This is a genomic window from Bradyrhizobium guangxiense (genome assembly GCF_004114915.1).
GTDB lineage: Bacteria > Pseudomonadota > Alphaproteobacteria > Rhizobiales > Xanthobacteraceae > Bradyrhizobium > Bradyrhizobium guangxiense.
This window is the reverse complement of the sequence record NZ_CP022219.1, coordinates 1847123-1871554: the sequence shown is the minus strand read 5'-3', so window position 1 is coordinate 1871554 and position 24432 is coordinate 1847123. Positions and strand designations below refer to the sequence as shown.

Below are 24432 nucleotides of genomic sequence, written 5' to 3'. Positions count from 1 at the left end.
CGCGACCGGCGCCCCGTGCCGCAAGAAACGGAGGGAACGATGAAGCTGCTTCACCTGAGCGACATTCACCTGACGGCGCCCGGCTCGACCATCGGTGGCCGCGATCCGCGCGCCAATTTCGAGCGCGCGCTTGCACATGCCTTCAAGGATCATCATGACGCCGAGTTGATGGTGATCACGGGCGACCTCTCGGACTGGGGCGATGCCGCCGACTATCAATGGCTCAAGCAGTGCCTCGACGTATTCCCGCTGCCGGTCCGGCTGTGCATCGGCAACCATGACCGGCGTGCCGCCTTCCTGAGCGTGTTCCCCGATCTCGCCGACGAGAACGGCTTTGTTCAGGGCGTGCACGATACGGCCGCCGGCCGCTGCCTGTTCCTCGACACCGCGCATCCGGAAACGCATGCCGGCCGCTATTGCGACGATCGCCTCGGCTGGCTCGAGGCGCGGCTTGCCGAGCATGACGGGCCGTTCCTGCTCTTCATGCATCACAACCCCATGCCGGTGCATCTCGCGCCCTTCGACCAGATCCGCCTGTTGGACGACGCTGCGTTCCGGCACCTGGTTGGCCGCAACCGTTCAAAGATCCGTCACGTCTTCTTCGGTCATTGTCACCTGCCTCTGGCCGGTTCGGTCGCAGGCGTTCCCGTCTCGTCGCTGCGCGGCACCAATCATGCGAGCTTTCCACTGTTCTCCGAGACCAGGCTGCTGAGCGCGTCCGACCTGCCGCAATCCTATGGCGTGGTCTTCTTTGGCGAGGACTATGTGACCGTGCACATGGTGGAATACGGCTACGATGGCCCGATCCGCATCGAAGGTTCGCCTGACTATCAGGCCTGGGATCGCGAGACCATGATCCGGTAAGGGGCGAGCGGCGACCGTTTCCAGGGCGCGTAACCATAAAGCCGCGCTGCAGGATCCGCTCCACCTCTATGGCGGCACGTTGGCGTCCCTCACCCTAGGTTGAAGATGGGCGAGAAGCTGAACTGCATATCACCGGACTGAGGGCCATGCAGTGACCAGGATCACATACATTGGGCTCTTGTCTGTCTAGCCATGTCGATTGAGAGATCTTTGCATTGGGGATGGCATGGAGAGGTACGGAGGGGGCGCCATCGAAGTGCGCGATTACGATCCGAACTGGCCGGTTCTTTTCGAGGAGGAGCGTATTCGCTTGCAACCTGTGATCGGTCCGACGCCCAAGATCGAACACATGGGCAGTACATCAGTCCCGGGCTTAGCGGCGAAGCCGATTATCGACATCTTGGTCGGCGTCCCAAGCTTGTCACAAGCGAGATGCACGCTTTTGAAGCCGCTCGTTCAACTGGGATATAGCTACATCCCCGAGTACGAGGCATGGTTACCCGGTGAACTATTCCTTCGAAAGGGAATACCAGGACCTTGGACACACCATCTTCACGTCATGGAGCAGTCCAATCCACGCTGGAGAGACTTCCTGCTTTTTCGCGACTATTTGCGCCTATACCCGGAGATCGCAAGCGCGTACGGCCACTTGAAGAAGTCGCTCGCCGCTGAATTTGGCGAGAACATCGAGGGCTTCCGCAACGCAAAGCATCGGTTCGTTCGGGAAGTGACGGATAAAGCCCTCTCGGCTTCAGTGAGGCAGTGAGGAACTACGCCGAGCCCGCGCTATCTCTAGGAGCCGCTCGGAGGTCAGCTTTGGGTCACACCTGCCGATCACATTCCAGATGGCAGACTTCCCCTTTGCGTAGGAAAGCCGACCCTTATGAGGACACGCCCTACTCCACCAGCAGCACGTCGACGGCGACGCCGAGCTTCTGCTTGGGCGAGCCGACGATGATGCCATCGATCGGCGAGACGTCGGAAAAGTCGCGCCCCACCCCAAGCACGATGTGGTCGTTCGCGACCAGAAGATCGTTGGTCGGATCGAAATCGACCCAGCCGAGCTCCGCCCCGCACCACAGCGACACCCAGGCGTGGGTGGCATCGGCGCCTTGCAGGCGCGGCTGGCCCGGCGGTGGAATGGTGCGCAAATAGCCGCTGACATAGGCTGCAGGCAGACCGATCCCGCGCAGCCCTGCGATCATCACATGGGCAAAATCCTGGCAGACCCCGTGACGATTGTCGAAGACCTCAGCCAGCGGCGTCGAGATCACCGTCGCCTTCGGGTCGTAGCGGAACTGGTTGCGGATACGACGCATGAGGTCGACCGCACCTTCGAGGATGCCCGCGCCGGGTGCAAAGCTCGAAGCCGCATAGGCGCTGACGGGACGCAGCACCGGCACCAGCGGGCTCGCGAAGACGTAGCCGACCGGCGAGGCCGGCCCGAGGCTCGTCGCCTCGAAGGCGATGTCGCGGATGCTTTCCCAGGGCGGACTGGATGCATCGCGCGCCGGCGGCTGGCGCGACACAGAGACGCGCGAACGCGAGTCGATGCGCAAGGTTCGATGCGCGGCTTCGATCACCACGCTCTCGGTCAGCGTGCCGAAGAAGTCGCGCCGCACATTGCGCTCGGCAGGGCGCGGGCGGATCTCGACACTGTGCGAGAGCAGCTCCTGGCCGCTGCCGCTCCGCGGCTCGAGCCGCAGCGTGCAGCGGGCGAAGCTGACCGGATTTTCGTATTCGTAGGTGGTGACGTGACGGATGTCGTAGATCACGCCAGCCCCGTCAGCTTTTCCGGCCTGGCGGCATTGGGGCCATGCGGGAAGTAGTGCTGCCCGATCGCCTCGGCGAGGTTGAGCAGGTCCTGCTCCAATGCGAACAGCGTCTTGACCTCGAGCTTCTCGGCTTCTGCCGTTGCAAGCATCGCCTGCATCGCCACTGCAAGCCGCTGAGGCTTCTCGATCAGGCCGTGCTCCTTCAGGCTCGGCAGCGCGGCAATGTGCTCGTTCAGCGTCGTCACCTGGAACGCCACCGAGCGCGGATTGTAGCCATCGAGCACGGCAAGGTCCCGCACCGGCGCCAGGATCGGCGCCAGCAGATAACGCGAGCGGTAGGTGATCTGGCAATCCACCAGCGTCAACAGGATGTCGAGATCCTCGTCACCGGCCTCGTCATAGGCGAACTGGCGCGTGAAGCGCGTGGTGTTGATGGCGCGCTCGACGCGGCGGCCGATGTCGAGGAAGCGCCAGCCGGCGGCGCGGTTCATGTTCTCCTGCGCCAGCCCCGCGAAGCTCGCGAGCTCCTGCAAGGTTAGCTCGGCAGCGCTCAGCACGCTGTCGTCGTCCTCGACCTCGTAGGCGAGGCGCTCGGCCATCTCGGTGATGACCTGCCAGGCATCGGGCGACAGCCGCTCGCGCAGGGATGTCGCCGTGCGCTGCGCCGCGCGCACCAGCGACAGGGCCGAGCCGAAACGCGCCTCGCTCTGCAGCGCTTCGGCCACGATGCGGCCGGGGGCGGCGCGCGAGGTCTGCGAGACCGCGCCCCAGGCCACCAACAGGCGCTGGATACGTTCGGCCGATTGCAGCGAGGCCGCGGTGCCCTTGTTGGGTCCGCTCGGCGAGCCAAGCGCGCGCACCAGCCGCAGCGTCGCCTCGGCGCGTTCGAGATAACGGCCGAGCCAGAACAGATTGTCGGCTGCGCGGCTTGGCAACACGCCGGCGATGCGGCGTATGCGCACCTTGTCGGTCGCCGGCAGCAAGGTCACGGTCGAGACCTGCTTGTCGGACACCACCCAGACGTCGGCGGCACGGGCACCGTCGCCCATCGACACCGCGCGCGCGTCCGGCTGCTCGGCGATGCGGCAGAAGCCGCCGGGCATGATGGCCCAGCCGTCGGGCGTCGCCGCGGCGAACACTCGCAGCACGAACGGACGCGGCGTGATCTGGCCCCGCTCCCACACCGGCATGGTCGAGAGCCGCACCACCTCCTGCCCGACATAGTCCATGCCGCGCGCGGCGATGGCGTCGACCAGGCGCTGGCGGTCGCTCGCATCCAGCTCGCTGGCGAGCACCGGACCGCTCGAGTCGAAACCGGGCACGCCGCGCTGGTAAGCGCCTTCGATCGCGACCTCGTCGAGCCGCGCCAGCACTTCCTCGCGCGCGCCGCGCTGGCCGCACCACCAGGTCGCGATATGCGGCATCTTCAGCTCTTCGCCGAGCAGGCGGCGGCTCAGCGCCGGCAGGAAGCCGAGCAGCGCCCGCGCCTCCAGGACGCCGGAGCCCGGCATGTTGGCGACGACGACGCCGTCCTTGCGCAGCACGTCGATCAGACCGGGCACGCCGAGATGCGAGGACGCATCGAGCTCGAGCGGATCGAGCGAGTTGGAATCGACCCGGCGCAGCAGCACATCGAGCCGCTTGAGGCCGGCGACGGTGCGGATATGGACGCGGTTGTCGCTGACGGCGAGATCGTCGCCCTCGACCAAGAGGAAGCCGAGATAGCGCGCCAGCGTCGCATGCTCGAAATAGGTCTCGCTGAAGCTGCCGGGCGTGAGCACGCCGATGCGCGGCTCGTCGCGGTCGGCGCGCGCGCGCAAGGAGTCGCGGAAAGCCTCGAAGAACGGCGCCACGCGCGGCACGTTCATGGACTTGTAGAGGTCGGAGAAGGCGCGCGAGAGCACGAGGCGATTCTCCAGCGCGTAGCCCGCGCCCGATGGCGCCTGGGTGCGGTCGCCGAGCACCCACCAGCGGCCGTCAGGGCCGCGGCCGACATCGGCGGCATAGATCGAGAGATAGCGCCCGCCCGGTGGCGGCACGCCGCAGACGGGACGGAGATATTCGGGACTGCCGGCGATCGCGGCCGCCGGCAGCGCACCCTCGGCCACCAGCCGGCCCTCGCCATAAATGTCGCGCAGCACGCGCTCGAGCAGCTCGGCGCGCTGGGTGATGCCCGCGGAAAGCTGCCGCCAGTCAGCCTCGTCGATCAGAAGCGGCAGGTGGCTGATCGACCAGGGCCGGTCGGCGCTGTCGCCGGGGGCACGGTAGGTGACGCCGGCCTCACGCAGGTGGCGGTCGGCCATGCCGAATCGCCGCTCGATCTCGTCGGGCGCCAGCGCGCCGAAGGCTTCGAAGAAGCGGCTCCAGACCGCGCGCGGGGCACCGTCGGCGCCTAAGAACTCGTCAGGGATATCAGGCAGGCGGCTGTAGTCGCGGACCCATTGCGCGAAGCGGCGCTGGCCTTCACGCTGACCTTGCGCCCTCTCTGCCTTATCGTCCTCTTCCGCCGCGCCCTCGGCCATGCGCCTCTCCCTGCCCCAGCATCATACTCATTGCAGGAGCGGGGTCCGCAAGTCGAGGGTCAGCGGAAACTCATTTGTGCGTTCCTCAGGCGGCGGCTGGACCGGCCCCGGCGTGTGGCCATGGTCCTGGAAGCGCGCAAGCCGCCGGGCCTCGGCCTCATAGGTGTTGACCGGCTTGGTGTCGTAGTTGCGCCCACCGGGATGGGCGACATGGTAGACGCAGCCGCCCAGCGAGCGGCCGTTCCAGCTGTCGATCAGGTCGAAGGTCAGGGGCGCGTGAACAGGGATCGTCGGGTGCAGGCCGGAGGCCGGCTGCCAGGCCTTGAACCGGACGCCGGCCACCGCCTCGGCCGAGCGGCCGGTCGAGGTCATCGGCAGGCGGCGGCCGTTGCAGGTGACGATGTGGCGGCCCTCGACAAAGCCCTCCGCCTTGACCTGGAGCCGCTCGACCGACGAATCGACGTAGCGCACCGTGCCGCCGGCCGAACCCTCCTCGCCCAGCACGTGCCAGGGCTCCAGCGCCTGGCGCAGCTCCAGCGTCACGCCGCCATGATGGATGCGGCCGAAGGCGGGGAAGCGGAATTCGAGCTGGGCCAGATACCATTCCGGCTCGAACGGATAGCCGAACTGCTTGAGCTCGCCGAGCACATCGAGAAAATCTTCCCAGATGAAGTGCGGCAGCATGAAGCGGTCGTGCAGCGCGGTGCCCCAGCGCACGAACTTGCCGGCTTGCGGCTCGCGCCACATCTTCGCGATCAGTGCGCGGATCAAAAGCTGCTGCGCCAGCGACATGCGCGGGTCCGGCGGCATTTCGAGCGCGCGGAATTCGACGAGGCCGAGCCGGCCCGTGGGGCCTTCCGGCGAATAGAGCTTGTCGATGCAGATCTCGGCGCGATGAGTGTTGCCGGTGATGTCGACGAGCAGATGCCGGAACAGACGGTCGACCAGCCACAGCGGCGTCTGGTAGCCCGGCGGCGGCACATGCGAGAGCGCGATCTCGAGCTCGTAGATGCTGTCGTGACGGGCTTCGTCGATGCGTGGCGCCTGGCTGGTCGGGCCGATGAACAGGCCGGAGAAGAAATAGGACAGCGAGGGATGCCGCTGCCAGTACAGGACCAGACTCTTCAACAGATCGGGCCGGCGCAGGAACGGCGAGTCCTGCGGGCTCGAGCCGCCGACCACGACGTGGTTGCCGCCGCCGGTCCCGGTGTGGCGGCCGTCGACCAGGAAGCGGTTGGCGCCGAGACGAACCTTGGCCGCGTCCTCATAGAGGCCCGAGGTGATCTCGACCGCATCGCGCCAGCTCTGCGCCGGCTGGATGTTGACCTCGATGACCCCGGGATCGGGCGTGACCTTGATGACCTCGATGCGCGGATCGAAGGGCGGCGCGTAGCCTTCGACATGGACCTGGAGCTGCATCTCGTCGGCGGTGGCCTCGATCGCTGCAATCAGCTCGAGATAATCCTCGATGCGCTCGACCGGCGGCATGAAAGCGCAGATGACGCCGTCGCGCACTTCCATCGACAGCGCCGTGCGCACCGGGACGGATGTGTTGAGCTGTTCGGGCGCGACCCGCGGCGGCGCTTTCGGACGCTCCGGGAGCGTGAACACCGGCAGCTTGCCGCGCGCCTCCAGGGGATCCTGCTCGACGATGTAGGGATACTGATTGGGCGGGACATAGCCGAGCGAGCCGAGCGGCAGACGCAGGCCGAGCGGTGAATCGCCCGGCGAGAGGAACAGGTGGCCGCGCCGGAGCTGCCAGCGCTCACTGCGCCAGCGCGGCGGCGCGTTCCAGCGCTGCACCGGCAGCACGAAGCCGCGCGGCGCGCGGAGGCCCTGGTTGAACACCCGCGCCATGCGCGCGCGTGCCTCGGGATCGGACAATTGCGAGTTGGAAGGATCGACGTTGATCGGAAGCTCCGCCTCTTTCTGAAGCCAGTAAACCGTGTCCTCATAGGCCGGAATGATGTAGCCGGGATCGAGCCCGAGCCGCGCCGCCGTGCCCTCCATGAAATCCTCGGCGTCCTCGGTCTGGGCGCGCCTGGGATTTTCGATTTTTGCAATGAGGTCGGCGTTCTTCCAGATCGGCACGCCGTCCTTGCGCCAGTAGAGACCAAAGGCCCAGCGCGGCAGGCTCTCGCCCGGATACCATTTGCCCTGGCCGTAATGCAGCAGGCCGCCGGGCGCAAATCGATTGCGCAGGCGGCGGATCAGATCGTCGCCAAGCGCGCGCTTGGTCGGGCCGACGGCTTCCGTATTCCACTCCGCCGCCTCGAGATCGTCGACCGAGACAAAGGTGGGCTCGCCGCCCATGGTGAGCCGCACGTCCGCGCTCGCGAGATCGCCGTCGACCTGCTCGCCGAGATCGTTCAGCCGGGCCCAGGACTCGTCGGAGAACGGTTTTGTGATGCGCGGCGCTTCGCGGATACGCTTCACGCTCATGTCGAAGGCGAACTCGACCTCGGCGAAGCCGGCGCCTCCGGAGATCGGCGCCGCCGAGCGGTAATGCGGCGTCGCCGCCACGGGGATATGCCCCTCGCCTGCCAGCATGCCCGAGGTTGCGTCAAAGCCGATCCAGCCCGCGCCCGGCAGATAGACCTCGGCCCACGCGTGGAGATCGGTGAAATCGTTCTCGACCTCCGGCGGCCCTTCAATCGGATCAATGTCGGGGCGGATCTGAATCAGATAGCCGGAAACGAAGCGGGCCGCGAGGCCGAGATGGCGGAAGGTCTGGATCAGGAGCCAGGCCGAGTCGCGGCACGAGCCGGCGCAGGAGGTGAGCGTCTCCTCCGGCGTCTGCACGCCGGGCTCCATGCGGATGATGTAGCGGATCTTCTGCTGCAGCGCGCGATTGAGGTCGACCAGGAAATTGACCGTGTTCGGCGCCTCGCGCGGGATCGAGGCTAGATACTTTGCGAATTCGGGATCGGGCTTGATGGTCTCGAGATACGGCGCCAGCTCAGTCTTGAGATCCTTGGGATACTCGAACGGAAAGCTGTCGGCATAGGGCTCGACGAAGAAGTCGAACGGATTGACCGTGGTCATCTGCGCCGTGAAGTCGACCTCGAATTTCAGCTCGGTGGTCTTCTCCGGAAAGACATAGCGGGCGAGCCAGTTGCCTTGCGGATCCTGCTGCCAGTTCACGAAATGGTTGGCTGGTGAGACCTTGAGCGAATAGCTCAGGATCGGCGTGCGCGTATGCGGCGCCGGACGCAGGCGGATGGTCTGCGGACCGAGATCGATCGGGCGGTCGTATTTGTAGTGCGTGACGTGATGCAATGCGACGTAGATCGACACGGGGTGCGGTGCTCCAGCAGCTTTTTTGAGCAGAACACCTGATGTCAGCGTGATCAAGCACTAACAACGGGCAGAGCGTGCCTAGGTAAGGTGCGGGGCGAGTGTTCGTGGGGCGCTATTCGGTACACCGGCAGCGCCTCCCCTTCTCCCGTGTGGGGGAAGGTGGCGCGAAGCGCCGGATGAGGGATATTCTCCGCTCGCAAGGCCGTTCGTGGGGATAGAACCCCTCACCCGTCTCGCCGCTTTGCGGCGAGATGCCCTCTTCCACAAGGGAGAGGGAAAGAGAGCACGTCCTCTTGCCGAAAAGCCTTACGCCGCCGACGTCAGCCGCTGCAAAAATTGCGTCACCTCGCGGCGGAGCGTCTCGACTTCGCCGTGAACGCGCTCGGAGGCGCTGTTGACGCGGGCGGCGACGCGGCCCGTATCGGCGGCGGCTTCGCTGATGCCTGACACGTTGGAGGAGACCTGCGAGGTGCCGGCGGAGGCTTCGTGAACGTTGCGGGCGATCTCGCGCGTCGCAGATCCCTGCTGCTCGATGGAGGCCGCAATGCTCGCGGTGATGCCGTCGATCTCGGCGATGGTCTGCGCGATCGCTTCGACCGCTGCGACCGAATTGGTGGTCGACTGCTGCATCTCACCGACCTTGGCGCTGATCTCCTCGGTCGCCTTCGCGGTCTGGTTGGCGAGGCTCTTGACCTCGGAGGCCACGACCGCAAAGCCGCGGCCGGCCTCGCCTGCCCGCGCCGCCTCGATCGTGGCGTTGAGCGCCAGCAGGTTGGTCTGCGAGGCGATCTCGCTGATCAGCTTGACGACGTCGCCGATCCGCATCGCGGCCTCCGCGAGGACACGAATTTCGCTGCCGGCGCGGTTGGCTTCGTCGACGGCGCGACCGGTGCTCGCGGTCGAGCCGGCCACTTGGCGGCTGATCTCGGCGATCGAGGATGCGAGCTGTTCTGCCGCGCTCGCCACCGTCGCAACGTTGCTCGAAGCCTGCTGGGAGGCGCTGCGCATGCCGGAGGTCTGGCGGTTGGTCGTCTCCGCCGCGGCCGCCATCTGGCCGGCGTCGGATTCCAGATCTGTCGCGGCGCTCATCAGGCTGCCGGCAACCTCGTCGAGATGCGTGCCAAACTGCTTTGCAAGGCCGGCGATCTCGACCACGCGGCGGCCGAGGCTGTCGGTGCCCGCGTTGATGACGGTGGCCGAGCGGCGGAACGAGCCGGGCAATCCGCGCGCGAGGATCTTGCGGAAATACTTGCCGCGGCTGGCATAGTCCATCGAGGCCGAAGCTTCGCGCACGAAGGCATCAGTGATGTCGAGCATGTCGTTGACCGACTTCTGGATGGCGCCGATCCGCCCGGCCTGACGCTCGCTCAGGATCCGCGCCTCGAGATCGCCGCGCGCCGCCTTGCGGCAGACGTCAGTGACCTCATCGACGGCCGCTGCCGTGCGATGCTGGCACCAGAGGGCGTAGCCGAGCACCGGGATCGCCGCGCCGAGCAGTACTGTACCGATGAGTCCGCTCCAGCCGAGCAGCGAGGCGACGAATGCGACGGCGGCGAGAAGACACGCGACGGCAGTCGCTCCCTGCGCCTTAGAGAGAGAGCACAAATTCATCGTAAGCGACACCGTTTTGCTTGAGCAGACCGACCATCATGTCGAAGCTCGCACGCATGCCATCCTTGGCATTGACGTGGCGGGGCTCTTCCGCGCAGAGCGCCTTGTAGATCGGTTTGATTTTCTCGACCGGCGCCGGATCCGGCCTGCGCCGATTGGAATGATAGCCGATGATGTTACCGCCATCGTCGAGCGTCGGGGTGACGTGGGCGAACACCCAATAATGACTGCCGTCGGCAGCGAGATTGACGACGTAGGCGAAGATTTCCTGCTTGGCCTGGAGCGTGTCCCACAGCAGCTTGAAGACGCAGCGCGGCATGTCCGGATGGCGGATCAGGCTGTGGGGCGCGCCCATCAGCTCCTTCCAGGGATATTTTGCCATGCGGAGAAACACGTCATTGGCGTAGGTGATGCGGCCTTTGAGATCGGTCTTCGATACGATCAGCTCCTCCTCACCGAGGAGATTTTCCACCCCAGTGGGACGTATCGCTTGCATCGGCTCGATCCTTGAACACAGGCCGGCCCCACTACGCTGTGGAGCCGCATCGCCTCCTGTCTAGGGCAACAGTGTTAACCAGATGTAAGCCGAGGGTCCCCAAGGCGAGACGCGCGCCTCCGTATCATTACTTAGCGAGCGGTCGTTGCATCCCGTGCAACCACACGCGTCGCTGATCACTTGATTCAATTCAATTGCGACTGGGTGGCGATTGCGACCGCGCGCCCGGCGCGACTACATCGTCGCGCCCAGCACCCAGGGCGCGAACTCGGCGCCGCCGAAATCGAAGCTCTCGCTCTTGGTCGGCTGGCCAGAGGCGGTCTTCAGGATGAGATCGAAGATGCGCTGGCCGCACTGTTCGACGCTCTCCTCGCCTTCGAGGATGGTGCCGCAATTGACGTCCATGTCCTCTTCCATACGCTTGTACATGGGCGTGTTGGTGGCGAGCTTGATCGAGGGTGCCGGCTTGCAGCCGAACACGCTGCCGCGGCCGGTTGTGAAGCAGACCAGATTGGCACCGCCTGCGACCTGCCCGGTCGCGGCGACCGGATCGTAGCCGGGCGTGTCCATGAAGACGAAACCCTTCTTGGTGATGGGCTCGGCATAGCGCAGCACCTCGACGAGATTGGTGGTGCCGGCCTTGGCCATCGCGCCGAGCGACTTCTCCAGAATGGTGGTGAGGCCGCCCGCCTTGTTGCCGGGGCTCGGATTGGCGTTCATCTCGGCGCCTTCGCGCGTCGTGTATTCGTCCCACCAGCGCATCAGCTCGACCAGCTTCTCGCCGACCTCGCGGCTGACGGCGCGGCGCGTCAGGAGATGCTCGGCGCCATAGGTCTCCGGCGTCTCGGACAGGATCACGGTGCCGCCGTGACGCACGATGAGATCGCTGGCAGCGCCGAGCGCAGGATTGGCGGACACGCCCGAATAGCCGTCCGAGCCGCCACATTGCAGGGCCACCGTGAGCTCGCTCGCCGGTACCGTTTCGCGCTTCACTTTGTTGGAATCCGCCAGCGCCTCGCGCACGAAGGCGATGCCGGCTTCCACCGTCTTGCGGGTGCCGCCGACCTCCTGGATGTCCATCGCGCGCAGGCGGCCGGCGAGCTTCTGCTCTTCCATCAGGCCGCCGATCTGGTTCACCTCGCAGCCGAGGCCGAGCACGATGACGTGCGAGAAGTTGACGTGCCGCGCATAGCCGCCGAGGGTGCGGCGGAGCAGCGCCAGCGGCTCCTTCTGCGTCATGCCGCAGCCGGGCTTGTGGGTGAGCGCGACCACGCCGTCGACATTGGGAAAGTCGGCGAGCGGATTGTCGCCGGTGAAGGGATTCTTCTTGAAGACGTCGGCGACGAGGCTTGCGACATGCGCGCTGCAATTCACCGAGGTAAGGATGCCGATATAGTTACGCGTCGCAACGCGGCCGTCCGGGCGACGGATGCCTTCGAAGGACGCCGGCAGGTCGAAGTTCGGCGTCGGCTTGACGTCGACGCAATAGGCGTAGTCCTTGGCAAAATCGCCCATGCCGCAATTCTGCACGTGCACGTGCTGGCCCGGCGCGATGGCCTGGGTGGCAAAGCCGATGATCTGGCCGTAGCGCTTGATCGGCTCACCCACCGCAATCGGCTTGATCGCGACTTTGTGGCCGGAGGGAATGCGCTCGACCGTGGTCACGCCGTCGGCCACCATGGTGCCCGGCGGCAGGCTGGCGCGCGCGATCAGCACGCCATCATCGGGATGGAGGCGGATGACGGGGCTGACGGTCATGGGAAGTCTCCTTCGGAGGCGAGTAGCGAATGGTGAATAGCGAATGGAAAAAGGGAGTAGCCTATTCGCTACTCCCCATTCGCCATTCGCGAGAGATCAGGCCTTGCCGCCCGAATCCTTGCGGGTCGCGTTGACCTGCATCTTGGCGTAGGTGGTCATCAGGCCGACCTCGTTCGACAGCGTCACCAACTTGAAGCCCATGTTGATGGCGCGCGCCGCGCCCTCGGCGCCGCTGCAATGGATGCCCGGATTGAGGCCGCGCTTGCCGCACTCCTTGATGATCTTCTCGTAGATCGCGAGGATCTCGGGCTCGCTGCGGTCGAGCTTGGGCTCGAGGCCGTAGGAGAAGCCGAGATCGGACGGTCCGATATAGACGCCGTCGATGCCCTCGACGTCGAGGATCGCTTCCATGTTCTCGACCGCCGTCCTCGTCTCCATCATCGGCAGCAGCACGATCTCATCGTTGGCGGTCTTCTGGTACGAGCCCGCGGTGCCGTACATGCCGGCGCGGATCGGTCCGTTGGAGCGCACGCCCTTCGGTGGATATTTCGAATAGGAGACCAGGTTCCGGGCTTCCTGCGGCGTGTTGACCATCGGGCAGATCACGCCGTAGGCGCCGCCGTCGAGCACCTTGCCGATGATGCCCGGCTCGTTCCAGGGCACGCGGACCATCGGGGTCACCGGATGCTTATCCATGGCCTGGAAGCACTGCACCATCGACAGATAGTCCTGCACGCCGTGCTGCATGTCGACGGTGACGCTGTCGAAGCCGCATTGCGCGACCATCTCGGCCGAGAAGCCGGAGGGTATAGCAAGCCACGCGTTGACCACCGCCTTGCCCGACTTCCAGATTTCCTTGACCTTGTTCGCCACGTTGCCTTCCTTCTTTGTTGTTTGAACCTTCGTCACCATGACGAGCGCCGCGACAGCACGCCCCGCTGTTACCGCGAACCGGGCCGCCGCGCTACGCTCGCAATGACGCAACGCCTATGCGGCCGCCTTCTGGCCGGGAATCGGCGCCCGACCGGCCGCCAGACCGGGCCGCAATTTGCGCGAAAATGCGCATGCATGTCCATGGCTTGCGGCGCCCGGACGCGCATATCTGGTTTCACTCCCCGGCACTTGCCTCATCCGCCGCCCCGAGGCCCGCGAGGCTGTGTTCGAGCTCGCCGAGCATCTCCTGCAACTCGGCAAGCTTGCGCGCGCCGAAGCGTCGCGTGATCTCGGCGTAGATCGCCTCCGACGTCGGCGCCACCGAGGCCATCAGCTTCACACCCTCTTTCGAGATCGAGACCATGCTGCGGCGCTGGTCCGCCTTCGCGGTCCTGCGTTCGATCAGATGGCGCGCCTCGAGATCGCGCAGGATGCGCGACAGGCTCGGCCCGAGCAGGAACGCGGTCCGCGCCAGTTCCGTGACCTCGGCCGCCTCGATCGCCGCCAGCGCGCGCAGGATTCGCCATTGCTGCTCGGTCAAGCCGTGCTCGCGCAGCGAGGGCCGGAACTGACGCATCACCGCTTCGCGGGCGCGCAGCAGCGACATCGGCAGCGAGCGCGAGAAGTCGCGCATCGGCACCTGCCGCGCGGCGGGCGCGCTTCCGTTGGCTGGATCAGCCGGTTTCTTCACCATGGCGCCCTTTCAAGCCGCGGAACGTTTGCAGTGCAGCAAGCCGAATTGAGTTTGACGCATTCATTTAACATGTTAAGTATCGCCCGGCACCCCACTTTGTAAGATCACAAATGGCGCTTTCCAACGACGATATCCAAGCTTGCGCGAGGCGTCTGCACCAGGCGGAGAAGACCCGCACGCAGATCCGGCAGCTCTCGCAGGATTTCCCTGGGATCACCATCACTGACGCCTACGCGATCCAGAAGGCTTGGGTCGATGTCAAGATCGCGGAGGGGCGCATCGTCAAAGGCCACAAGATCGGCCTCACCTCGAAGGCGATGCAGAGCGCGCTCAACATCGACGAACCGGATTCCGGCGTGCTGCTCGACGACATGTTCTTTGCCGATGGCGGGATCATTCCGACCGGGCGCTTCATCGCGACGCGCGTCGAGGCCGAACTCGCCTTCGTCATGAGCAAGCGGCTCGCGGGGCCCGATTGCACGATGTTCGACGTGCTCAACGCCACCGACTTCGTGGTGCCGGCACTTGAGATTCTCGACACCAGGGTCGAGCGCGTCGATCCCGACACGAAGGCAACGCGGAAGATTTTCGACACCATCGCCGACAATGCCGCGAATGCCGGCATCGTGCTTGGCGGCCGGCCGATCCGCCCGCTGGATGCGGACCTGCGCTGGATCGGCGCGCTGTGCTTTAAGAACGGCCAGCTCGAGGAGACCGGCCTTGCCGCCGGCGTGCTCAATCATCCGGCCACCGCGGTTGCCTGGCTCGCCAACAAGATCGCACCCCTCGGTCTTGCGCTCGAGCCCGGACAGGTCGTGCTCGCCGGCTCCTTCATCCGTCCGATCGAGACCCGCAAGGGCGACACAATTCAGGCCGATTATGGCGCCTACGGCTCGGTCAGCTGCTATTTCGCTTAAGACGACAAAAAGACAGGGAGTGAAACCGCGATGCCGCATTTCACCATCGAATATTCCGCCAACCTCGACAGCCGCCTCGACATGGCCCTGGTCTGCGAAATCGTGCGCAAGGCGGCGGTCGAGACCGGCATTTTCCCGCTCGGCGGCATCCGCGTCCGCGCCATCCGCTGCGAGCATTATGCAATTGCGGATGCGCGCTACGACTACGGCTTTCTCGACATGGTGCTGCGCATCGGCGAGGGCCGCGACCTCAAGACGCGCCAGCAGGCCGGCGAGCATGTCTTCCAGGCACTCTCCCACCATCTCGATCCCGTCTTTGCCGCCAGCAAATTCGCTTTGTCGTTCGACATGCAGATCAACGACAAGGACACGAGCTGGAAGCGCAACAACATCCACGACGCCCTGAAAGCGGAAGCTGCCCATGGATAAGCCCACCCCGAAAGCCGATGTGTTCCAGGCCAACAGGGACCGCGTCGCGCCGCTGTTGAAGAAGCTGCGTGGCGACGGCATCGGTCACATGATCGACGGCAAGACCGTTGCCTCGATCTCCGGCGAGGCGTTCGAGACGAAATCGCCGGTCGACGGCACGAGGCTTGCGAGCGTTGCGCGTGGCACCGCCGAGGATATCGACCGCGCCGCAACGGCCGCTGCGCTGGCCTTCAGATCCTGGCGCGACATGGGTCCGGCGATGCGGAAGAAGCTGCTGCATCGCGTCGCCGACGCCATCGAGGACAATGCCGAGGACATCGCGGTGCTCGAATGCATCGACACCGGCCAGGCCTATCGCTTCATGGCCAAGGCCGCGATCCGCGCGGCCGAGAATTTCCGCTTCTTCGCCGACAAATGCGCTGAGGCCCGCGACGGCCTCAACACGCCGAGCGAGGAGCACTGGAACATCTCGACCCGCGTACCGATCGGTCCCGTCGGCGTGATCACGCCGTGGAACACGCCGTTCATGCTCTCGACCTGGAAGATCGCCCCTGCCCTCGCCGCCGGCTGCACCGTTGTGCACAAGCCGGCCGAATGGTCGCCGGTCACCGCGGATATCCTGTCGAAGCTGGCCAAGCAGGCGGGCATTCCCGACGGCGTGCTCAACACGGTCCACGGCTTCGGCGAGGAGGCCGGCAAGGCGCTGACCGAGCATCCCGCGATCAAGGCGATCGGCTTCGTCGGCGAGAGCGCGACCGGTTCGGCCATCATGAAACAAGGCGCGCCGACCTTGAAGCGCGTGCATTTCGAGCTCGGCGGCAAGAACCCGGTGATCGTGTTCGACGACGCCGATCTCGACCGCGCGCTCGACGCCGTCGTGTTCATGATCTACTCGCTCAACGGCGAGCGCTGCACGTCTTCCAGTCGCCTGCTGATCCAGCAGAGCATCGCGGAAAAATTCGTGGAGAAGCTGACTGCACGCGTGAAGTCGCTGAAGGTCGGCCATCCCCTCGATCCCGCCACCGAGATCGGGCCGCTGATCCACGAGCGGCATCTGGAGAAGGTCTGCTCCTATTTCGACGTCGCGCGCCAGGACGGCGCGACCATCGCGGTCGGCGGCACAGCCCATGACGGCCCGGGCGGCGGACATTACATCGAGCCGACGCTGGTCACCGGCGCGCATGGCAAGATGCGCATTGCGCAGGAGGAGGTGTTCGGCCCCTTCCTCACCGTGCTGCCGTTCAAGGACGAGAGCGACGCAATCGAGATCGCCAACGACATCCGCTATGGCCTGACCGGTTATGTCTGGACCAACGACATGGGACGCGCGCTGCGCGTTGCGGATGCGCTGGAAGCCGGCATGATCTGGCTGAACTCGGAAAACGTTCGCCATCTGCCGACGCCGTTCGGCGGCATGAAAGCGAGCGGCATCGGCCGCGACGGCGGCGACTATTCGTTCGACTTCTACATGGAAACCAAGCACGTCTCGCTGGCGCGGGGCACGCACAAGATTCAGAAGCTGGGAATTTAGCGGCAGTGTCATTCCGGGGCGGCTCGCAGAGCCGAACCCGGAATCCATCATGCAGCAGAGTTCGTGGATAAATGGATTCCGGGTTCGTGCTTCGCACGCCCCGGAATGACGAAGCCGACCGAGGGGAAACGCCAATGCCCGTACCGCTACACGTCTTCGAGCCGCCGTTCAACATCATCCGTTCCAGTCACGTCGTGCTCGACGTGACTGACCTGAAGCTGAGCCGCGAGTTCTACGAGACCACCATCGGCCTGCATGTCGAGGATGCCGACGACAAGGTCGTTTACCTACGCGCCGCCGAAGAGCACCAGCATCACTCGCTGGTGCTGCGCAAGGCCGCGGTGCCGGCTTGCGCCCGGCTCGGCTTCAAGGTCGGCAACGACAAGGATCTCGACAAGGCCGCCGCGTTCCTGTCCGAGAACGGCCTTTCCTACGCCTTCGTCGATCAGCCGTTCCAGGGCCGCACCCTGCAATTCACCGATCCCTTCGGTTTCCAGATCGAGCTCTATGCCGCGATGGACCGTCGGCCGCATCTTTTGCGCCGCTATGACCTCTACAGGGGCTGCCATCCGCAGCGGCTCGATCATTTCAACGTCTTCGCCGCCGAGGGGCAGGACACAGTCGACTTCTATGCCCGGCTCGGCTTCCGCCTCACCGAATATGCCGAGGAGGACGGACCGAACGGCCGCATCGCGGCGGCCTGGATGCATCGCAAGGGCAATGTCCACGACTTCGCCATCACCAATGGCAAGGGCCCGCGGCTGCACCATTTCGCCTATTGGACGCCGACGGCGATGAACATCATCCATCTCTGCGACGTCATGGCCTCGCAGGGCTTTGTGAAGAACATCGAGCGCGGCCCGGGACGGCACGGCATCTCGAATGCGTTCTTCCTCTATGTCCGCGATCCCGACGGGCACCGCCTCGAGCTCTACACCAGCGACTATTTCACCGGGGATCACGACCACGAGCCCCTGCGCTGGTCGCTGCGCGATCCGCGCCGTCAGACGCTCTGGGGCGCGCCGGCGCCGCGTTCATGGTTCGAGCAGGGCTCGCCGTTCACGGGGCAGGCCGTGCGCGAGCCGAAATTCGTGGCCGACGTGCTGGTGGCCGACTGATGAAGCTGCCTCGTCTCGCCACCTATTCCGTCAAGGGTGATGTCAGCTATGGCGCCGTCCTGGAGGGCGGCATCGTCGATCTCTCCGCGCGTCACGCAAGAGACTATCCCACGCTGCGCGAGGTGATCGCTGCGGGCAAGCTCGTCGGCTTTGCCGAAGAGGCCGCCGGCCGCAAGCCGGATCATGCGCTCGCCGACATCACCTGGTTGCCGCCGGTACCGGCGCCGGAAAAGATCATCTGCATCGGCGTCAACTATCCCGACCGCAATGCCGAATACAAGGACGGCCAGGACGCGCCGAAATATCCGAGCATGTTCATGCGCTCGCCCCGCTCCTTTGTCGGCCACGACACGCCGCTGGTGCGTCCGCGCGCGTCCGCTCAGCTCGACTATGAGGGCGAGATCGTGCTCGTGATCGGCAAGCAGGGCCGGCACATCCCCGAAAGCAGCGCGCTCGACCACATCGCCGCGCTCACGCTGTGCAACGAAGGCTCGGTGCGCGACTGGCTGCGCCACGCCAAGTTCAACGTCACGCAGGGCAAGAACTTCGATTCCAGCGGCAGCCTCGGCCCGTGGCTGGGGCCCTACATCCGGGAATCGCAGATCGCCGACATCAGGCTGACCACGCATGTCAACGGCGAGCTCAGGCAGGACGATCGCACCAGCCGGCTGATGTTCCCGTTCCGCTATCTCTTGAACTATATCTCGACCTTCGCAACGCTGGTCCCGGGCGATATCATCGTCACGGGCACGCCGACCGGCGCGGGCGCCCGGTTCGATCCGCCGCGCTACCTGAAGCCCGGCGATGTCGTCGAGGTCGAGGCCGAGGGGATCGGACGCTTGCGCAACGGTGTCGTCGACGAAGCCTGAACAATCATCGAAGTGGAATAGTCAAACATGACCACCCTCACCGGCGGCGAAGCGATCGTAAGCGGGCTTGTTGCTCACGGCGTCGACACCGTGTTCGGCCTGCCGGGCGCGCAGGTCTACGGCTTGTTCGACGCCTTCCACCAGGCCCAGCTGAAGGTGATCGGCGCACGGCACGAGCAGGCCTGCGGCTACATGGCGTTCGGCTATGCGCGCTCCAGCGGCAGGCCCGGCGTGTTCAGCGTGGTGCCCGGCCCCGGGGTGCTCAATGCCAGCGCGGCGCTGCTCACCGCCTTCGGCTGCAACGAGCCGGTGCTGTGCGTCACCGGCCAGGTGCCGACGCAGTTTCTGGGCAAGGGCCGCGGCCATCTGCACGAGATGCCGGACCAGCTTGCGACCTTGCGCACCTATGTGAAATGGGCGGACCGGATCGAGTATCCCGGCAATGCGCCGACGGTCGTGGCGCGCGCCTTCCAGGAGATGATGTCCGGCCGGCGCGGCCCGGCCTCGGTCGAGATGCCCTGGGACATCTTCACCCAGCGTGCCGACACCGCCGCTGCCCGGGTGCTGGAGCCCCTGCCCGTTCCGCAACCCGACCCTGACCTCGTGAAGCAGGCGGCGGCACTGATCAAGGCCAGCAAGGCGCCGATGATCTTCGTCGGCAGCGGCGCGATCGAGGCCGGCGAGGAGATCCTCGAGCTCGCCGAGATGATCGACGCGCCCGTCGTTGCCTTCCGCAGCGGCCGTGGCATCGTCTCCAACGCGCATGAGCTCGGCCTGACCATGGCCGCCGCCTACAAGCTGTGGCCGACGACCGATTTGATGATCGCAATCGGCACCCGCGCCGAGCTGCCGGCATCCGGCTTCCGCTGGCCCTATCAGCCGAAGGGGCTGAAATCCATTCGCATCGACATCGACCCGACCGAGATGCGCCGGCTTGTCGTCGACACCGCCATCGTCGCCGATGCCAGGGCCGGGACGGCCGATCTCATCGCGGCCGTGAAGAAGGCCGGCTATACCAAGGGCCGCGGCCGGCGCGAGCAGATCCGGGAGGCGACCGCGACCACGCAAGCGGAGATCCAGCGCATTCAGCCGCAGATGGCCTATCTCGACATCCTGCGCGAGGTGCTGCCGGCGAATGCGATCGTGACCGATGAATTGTCGCAGGTCGGCTTCGCCTCCTGGTACGGCTTTCCGGTCTACCAGCCGCGCACCTTCATCACCTCGGGCTATCAAGGCACGCTCGGTTCGGGCTTCCCGACCGCGCTCGGGGCCAAGGTCGCCACCCCTGACAAGCCGGTAGTGGCGATCACCGGCGACGGTGGCTTCATGTTCGGCGTGCAGGAGCTCTCCACCGCCGTGCAGTTCAACATCGGCGTGGTGACGCTGGTGTTCAACAACAACGCCTACGGCAATGTCCGCCGCGACCAGCGCGAACGTTTCGACGGCCGCGTGGTGGCGTCCGATCTCGTCAATCCGGATTTCGTCAAGCTCGCGGAGTCATTTGGCGTCGCGGCTGCGCGCGTCACCGCGCCGGAACAGTTCAGGGCCGTACTGGAGAAGGCGCTCGGCCATGGCGGGCCATATCTGATCTCGGTCGAGGTGACGCGAGACTCGGAAGTGAGCCCGTGGGCGTTCATTCCCCCGCCGAAGCCTTGATCCTCATGGTGAGGAGGCGCGCCAGCGCCGTCTCGAACCATGAAAGGCCCTGCTGATACAGCTTGGCCTTCATCCTTCGAGACGCGCACCAAGTGGCGCGCTCCTCAGGATGAGGAGATAGATTACCGCGTCTTCCGGAAGGTCAGATTGATCCGCCGCCGCCCGAGCAGCGCGTGCTCGCCATCGGCAAGCGGCGCCACGCCGTGATAGGCGAGCCGTGACGGCCCACCCCAGACCACGACGTCGCCATGCACCAGCCGGAAACGCCGCGGCTTGTCGCTGCGCGCCATGCCGCCGAACAGAAAGGTCGCAGGCAGTCCGAGCGAGACCGAGACGATCGGCGCCGAATAATCCAGCTCGTCCTTGTCCTGATGCAGCGACAGCCGGGTGCCGGGCTCGTAGCGGTTGACGAGGCAGGCATCGGGCGCGAAATCCTGAAAGCTGCCCTGCTCCGCCGCACGACGGGCGAGGTCGCGGAGCACGGGCGGCATCGCAGGCCACGGCGCGCCGGTGCGCGGATCGATGGGATCGTAGCGATAGCCGGTGTGATCGGTGATCCAGCCGCGCTCGCCGCAATTGGTCATGGCCACGGACATCAGATGACCGCCGGGCGTCGTCATCCGCCGGAACGGCGATTGCGCCACGATGGCGCGCACCGCGTCGATCAGATCGCTTTCGATCGGCCTGACGAAGCCGCGCAGCAGCACGGCGCCGTCCGCGATCTCCTCGCGTGTCGGCTGCGCCTCGGCGACGGTATCGAACAGATCAGCCGTCAACGGCTGCGCTCATTTGGCATCATGAAAGATCACACCCAGCGTGTGGCGCCGGCCGGAGCGAATCCGGCTAACCCCATGACGCAGATTAACGCGGTAGGTGCCGCGTGTGCCCTGCACGGGGCGGTGATGCACGGCGAAGGCGACCGCATCGCCCTGCGCCAGCGGTACCACCTCGGCACGCGACTGCATGCGCGGACGCTGCTCGGTCAGCACAAACTCGCCGCCGGTGAAATCGCGGCCGGGCTCGGACAGCAGGATCGCGACCTGGAGCGGGAACACGTGCTCGCCATAGAGATCCTGATGCAGGCAATTGTAGTCGCCGGCCTCATATTGCAGCAGCAACGGCGTCGGCCGCGCCTGGCCTGCCTCGTGGCAGCGCTTGAGGAATGCCGCGTGTGTTGCGGGATAGCGGATGTCGATCCCCATCGCCTCGTTCCAGCGATTGGCGATGCCTTGTAGATGGGCATAGAGCGTGGGCCGGAGCTGCGCGATCAGGTCGGGCAGCGGATAGGCGAAGTACTTGTACTCGCCGCGGCCAAAGCCGTGGCGGCCCATCACGATGCGGCTGCGGAAGTGCGCATCGTCCGGGTACAGCGCGGCGATGGCGCGGCATTGGTCCGGCGTCAGCAGGCTCTTCAGGACGGCGCAGCCCTGGCTGTCCAGTTCGGCGGTGATCTGCGGCCAGTCGAGGGCATCGACGTGGGCGACGAGGTCGGCTGTTTGGTCGACAACGGAAACGCGTTTCGCGATGGCCATGACGATGATCCTATCCACATCCGTCATTCCGGGGCGCGACGCAGTCGCGAGCCCGGAATCCATTCATCCGCCGACCATGCAGTACGATGGATTCCGGGCTCGCGCCAAGAGGCGCGCCCCGGAATGACGGAAGTGGGTGTGCCAGCCCCTGAGCACCACAACCACCCGATTTCCGACGACTCTCTCTCCGTCATTGCGAGCGAAGCGAAGCAATCCAGAATCCCTTCGCGGAACTAGTCTGGATTGCTTCGTCGCAAGGGCTCCTCGCAATGACGTGGAGAGAGCAGCGCTCGCAATGATGGAGGGCGGCTTACCCCCTCACCGGCAGCGTAGTCACGTCATAGCCGTGCCTGATCGTCCGCTTCAGCACGGGATCTTCAAGTTCGAAATCGAAGCGGTCAGCGGGGCGGATGCCGCCCTTGGCCGCGAAGGTGCCGCCGAACATGGCACAGCCGTCGGGAAATTTTCCGCCCGCAAAGCCGCGCGCGATAAGGTCCGTGACCGGCAGCATCGCGTCCAGCGTGCCCTCCTGATAGAGCACGCGCTCGCCCTTGATGGTGGCGTAGGAGCGCAGAATCATCTTGTCCCAATGGCTGATGACGTCCTCGAGCTCCCACAGCGTGGAGGCAATCGGCTTGTCGCACATCTGCTTGGACACGGTGACGCTGTAGGCCTCGACCTTGCGGTCGGTATGGTCGGAGCCGCAGCCGACGAAGATGCGGCCCTGCCAGCCGATCAGCACGAACTCGACCTCGCCGGAGGAATCGCCGCCGCTGCATTCGATGCTGTCCTCCTGGGTCAGCCGCCGCGCCGAAGCGCGGTAGTAGATTGGCGTCGAGGCCGGCGGGGCGATGCCCATCTCCTCGAGCTCTTTGATGTGCTTGTCGCGCGCGACGGGATCGCGGCCAGTCCAGCCGGCGATGACCATCTGGTCGATCGCCAGCGTCAACGGCGTGGTGGTGCCCTGGGCGTCGACGGTGAAAGTCAGGTCAAACACGAATGACGGCCTCCATGCCGGCAGCAAGTTCGAAAATGCGATGGTCCGAGCCGCCCCCGCCCGCCAGCATCAGACCGACGGGAACGTCGCCCTCGCGATGACAGGGCAGCGAGATGGCACAGCCGTCGATCAGGTTGATCAGGCTGCAATTGCGCAAGGCGCGGATGTTCTCGCGGGTGAACGCCTGATCGTCGGCGAGGTCGGCGATCTTCGGCGGCGTGTTGGGCGTGGTCGGCAGCACCAGCGCATCATAGGGCGCGATGCGGGCGTTGACGCGGGCGATCAGCGAGCGGCGTTCGTTGAGCAGGTCGATGTAGTCGGCCGCGCTCTGCGCCTCGCCGCGCATGATGCGGACCGACACGCGGGGATCGTAGACGGCGCCCTTGGCCGTGATGAGATAGCGATGCCAGGCATAGCTTTCCGACGCGGCAAAGCCGCCCTTGGCGTTCATCGGGCCGATGTCGTGGAATTCGGCCATCTCGATGCGCTCGATGATGGCGCCGTGATCGGCGAGCGATTTCAGCGCGCGCTCGAAGGTCGCGGTGACCTCAGCATCGAGGTCGTCGAGTGCGATCGTGGTGGGCACCGCGAGCCGCATGCCTTTCACCGGGCGCGGCCTCAGAGCCGTGATCGGCTCGTTCGCGAGCACCGCATCGAGTATGGCGCAACAGCTGACCGATCGCGCCAAGGGCCCGATGCTGTCGAGCGAGAACGACAGCGGCACCGAGCCGTCGAGCGGCACCCGCCGCTGCGTCGGCTTGTAGCCGACGATGCCGTTGAAGGCGGCTGGAATGCGGCAGGAACCGCCGGTGTCGGTGCCGAGCGCGCCATGGGCCATGCCATCGAGCACCGACACCGCCGCGCCCGAGGACGAGCCGCCGGGCACGTGGCCCACGGCCCGGTTCCAGGCCCCCTTCGGGGTGCCGTAATGCGGATTGATGCCTATGCCGGAATAGGCGAACTCGGTCATGTTGGTGCGGCCGATTACGACGAAGCCGGCCTTGCGCAGGCGCGCCACCGTCGCGGCGTCCTGCTCGGCCGGCGAGGAATCGTCGAGGGCGCGGGAGCCGGCCCGCGTCACCTGGCCCTTGATGTCGAACAGATCCTTGATCGAGACCGGGATGCCGGCATAGCGCGACGGCGCGGCCTTGGCCTTGCGCAGGCCGTCCATCGCGTCCGCGGCCGCGAGCGCGGCGTCCTTGTCGACGTGGAGGAAGGCGCGCTGGCCCTCGCCGGCGGGATCGGCGATCCTGGCGATGCACGCCTCGACCAGCTTGCGGGCGGTGGTGCGGCCGCTTTCGAGGTCGTCGGCGAGCTTCGCCAGTGTCGGAAAATCGGGCATGTCTGTCTCACGGAATATTGGCGCGCGCAATCTATAGCGCTGGCTCAGCTCGACACAAGCATTGTGCGCATGATGGCATGCATGCGCA

Annotated in this window: 20 protein-coding genes; 8 read left to right on the top strand and 12 right to left on the bottom strand. The window is 65.7% G+C overall.

From position 1 onward, the window contains the following. Positions 1 to 39: 39 nt before the first annotated feature. Together X268_RS08795 and X268_RS08790 are read left to right on the top strand one after the other, a co-directional pair. A complete protein-coding gene (locus X268_RS08795) occupies positions 40 to 864 on the top strand; it encodes a phosphodiesterase (RefSeq protein ID WP_128924569.1) in 825 nt (274 codons plus the stop codon). Between the two features lie 226 nt (positions 865 to 1090). Beyond that, positions 1091 to 1630, top strand: coding sequence for a GrpB family protein (locus X268_RS08790; protein WP_128924568.1), 540 nt, complete (start codon positions 1091 to 1093; stop codon positions 1628 to 1630). A gap of 130 nt (positions 1631 to 1760) precedes the next feature. Here the strand turns inward: X268_RS08790 and X268_RS08785 are convergent, their stop codons facing one another. The 8 genes from X268_RS08785 to hpaR all read right to left on the bottom strand — a co-directional run bounded on the left by X268_RS08785 (position 1761) and on the right by hpaR (position 13953). Next, complete coding sequence (locus X268_RS08785; protein WP_128924567.1) at positions 1761 to 2639, bottom strand: transglutaminase family protein; 879 nt, start codon at positions 2637 to 2639, stop codon at positions 1761 to 1763. After that, positions 2636 to 5161 carry a circularly permuted type 2 ATP-grasp protein gene (locus X268_RS08780; RefSeq protein ID WP_128924566.1) on the bottom strand — a complete coding sequence of 842 codons (2526 nt, stop codon included), beginning with the start codon at positions 5159 to 5161 and terminating at the stop codon, positions 2636 to 2638. The genes X268_RS08785 and X268_RS08780 overlap by 4 nt, the downstream gene beginning before the upstream one ends. Before the next feature lie 27 nt (positions 5162 to 5188). After that, positions 5189 to 8458: a transglutaminase family protein gene (locus X268_RS08775; protein WP_128924565.1), complete on the bottom strand. Its 3270-nt coding sequence runs from the start codon at positions 8456 to 8458 to the stop codon at positions 5189 to 5191. Between the two features lie 309 nt (positions 8459 to 8767). After that, positions 8768 to 10072, bottom strand: a complete 1305-nt coding sequence (locus tag X268_RS08770; RefSeq protein ID WP_164937617.1) for a methyl-accepting chemotaxis protein — start codon at positions 10070 to 10072, stop codon at positions 8768 to 8770. Then, positions 10050 to 10568, bottom strand: a complete 519-nt coding sequence (locus tag X268_RS08765) for a PAS domain-containing protein (RefSeq protein ID WP_128924563.1) — start codon at positions 10566 to 10568, stop codon at positions 10050 to 10052. The genes X268_RS08770 and X268_RS08765 overlap by 23 nt, the downstream gene beginning before the upstream one ends. Positions 10569 to 10802: 234 nt before the next feature. Continuing rightward, complete coding sequence (locus X268_RS08760; RefSeq protein ID WP_128924562.1) at positions 10803 to 12326, bottom strand: UxaA family hydrolase; 1524 nt, start codon at positions 12324 to 12326, stop codon at positions 10803 to 10805. A gap of 96 nt (positions 12327 to 12422) precedes the next feature. Further along, complete coding sequence (locus X268_RS08755) at positions 12423 to 13199, bottom strand: HpcH/HpaI aldolase family protein (RefSeq protein ID WP_124160740.1); 777 nt, start codon at positions 13197 to 13199, stop codon at positions 12423 to 12425. A gap of 235 nt (positions 13200 to 13434) precedes the next feature. Continuing rightward, positions 13435 to 13953 carry a homoprotocatechuate degradation operon regulator HpaR gene (gene hpaR, locus X268_RS08750; RefSeq protein ID WP_128924560.1) on the bottom strand — a complete coding sequence of 173 codons (519 nt, stop codon included), beginning with the start codon at positions 13951 to 13953 and terminating at the stop codon, positions 13435 to 13437. Between the two features lie 110 nt (positions 13954 to 14063). On the opposite strand from hpaR, the gene hpaH reads away from it, so the two are divergent. From hpaH to X268_RS08720, 6 genes are all read left to right on the top strand, one after another. Beyond that, positions 14064 to 14870, top strand: coding sequence for a 2-oxo-hept-4-ene-1,7-dioate hydratase (gene hpaH, locus X268_RS08745; protein ID WP_128924559.1), 807 nt, complete (start codon positions 14064 to 14066; stop codon positions 14868 to 14870). Positions 14871 to 14900: 30 nt separating this feature from the next. After that, positions 14901 to 15299: a 5-carboxymethyl-2-hydroxymuconate Delta-isomerase gene (locus X268_RS08740; protein ID WP_128924558.1), complete on the top strand. Its 399-nt coding sequence runs from the start codon at positions 14901 to 14903 to the stop codon at positions 15297 to 15299. Further along, the gene (gene hpaE / locus X268_RS08735; RefSeq protein ID WP_128924557.1) at positions 15292 to 16830 is read left to right on the top strand and encodes a 5-carboxymethyl-2-hydroxymuconate semialdehyde dehydrogenase; all 1539 of its coding nucleotides are present in this window, start codon (positions 15292 to 15294) and stop codon (positions 16828 to 16830) included. Before X268_RS08740 ends, hpaE begins: the two co-directional genes overlap by 8 nt. Positions 16831 to 16964: 134 nt before the next feature. Further along, positions 16965 to 17948: a 3,4-dihydroxyphenylacetate 2,3-dioxygenase gene (hpaD, locus tag X268_RS08730; RefSeq protein ID WP_128924556.1), complete on the top strand. Its 984-nt coding sequence runs from the start codon at positions 16965 to 16967 to the stop codon at positions 17946 to 17948. After that, positions 17948 to 18817: a fumarylacetoacetate hydrolase family protein gene (locus X268_RS08725; protein WP_128924555.1), complete on the top strand. Its 870-nt coding sequence runs from the start codon at positions 17948 to 17950 to the stop codon at positions 18815 to 18817. Before hpaD ends, X268_RS08725 begins: the two co-directional genes overlap by 1 nt. Positions 18818 to 18844: 27 nt before the next feature. Then, complete coding sequence (locus X268_RS08720) at positions 18845 to 20473, top strand: thiamine pyrophosphate-dependent enzyme (protein ID WP_128924554.1); 1629 nt, start codon at positions 18845 to 18847, stop codon at positions 20471 to 20473. 122 nt (positions 20474 to 20595) lie between these two features. Here X268_RS08720 and alkB read toward each other — a convergent pair whose 3' ends face one another. The 4 genes from alkB to X268_RS08700 form a co-directional block, all read right to left on the bottom strand. After that, on the bottom strand, positions 20596 to 21249 hold the full coding sequence (alkB, locus tag X268_RS08715; protein ID WP_128924553.1) for a DNA oxidative demethylase AlkB: 654 nt from the start codon (positions 21247 to 21249) through the stop codon (positions 20596 to 20598). Positions 21250 to 21258: 9 nt separating this feature from the next. Further along, positions 21259 to 22005 carry a 2OG-Fe(II) oxygenase gene (locus X268_RS08710; RefSeq protein WP_128929194.1) on the bottom strand — a complete coding sequence of 249 codons (747 nt, stop codon included), beginning with the start codon at positions 22003 to 22005 and terminating at the stop codon, positions 21259 to 21261. 310 nt (positions 22006 to 22315) lie between these two features. Then, on the bottom strand, positions 22316 to 23002 hold the full coding sequence (locus X268_RS08705) for a DUF2848 domain-containing protein (RefSeq protein ID WP_128924552.1): 687 nt from the start codon (positions 23000 to 23002) through the stop codon (positions 22316 to 22318). Continuing rightward, positions 22995 to 24344 carry an amidase gene (locus tag X268_RS08700; protein ID WP_128924551.1) on the bottom strand — a complete coding sequence of 450 codons (1350 nt, stop codon included), beginning with the start codon at positions 24342 to 24344 and terminating at the stop codon, positions 22995 to 22997. The genes X268_RS08705 and X268_RS08700 overlap by 8 nt, the downstream gene beginning before the upstream one ends. Positions 24345 to 24432 lie beyond the last annotated feature (88 nt).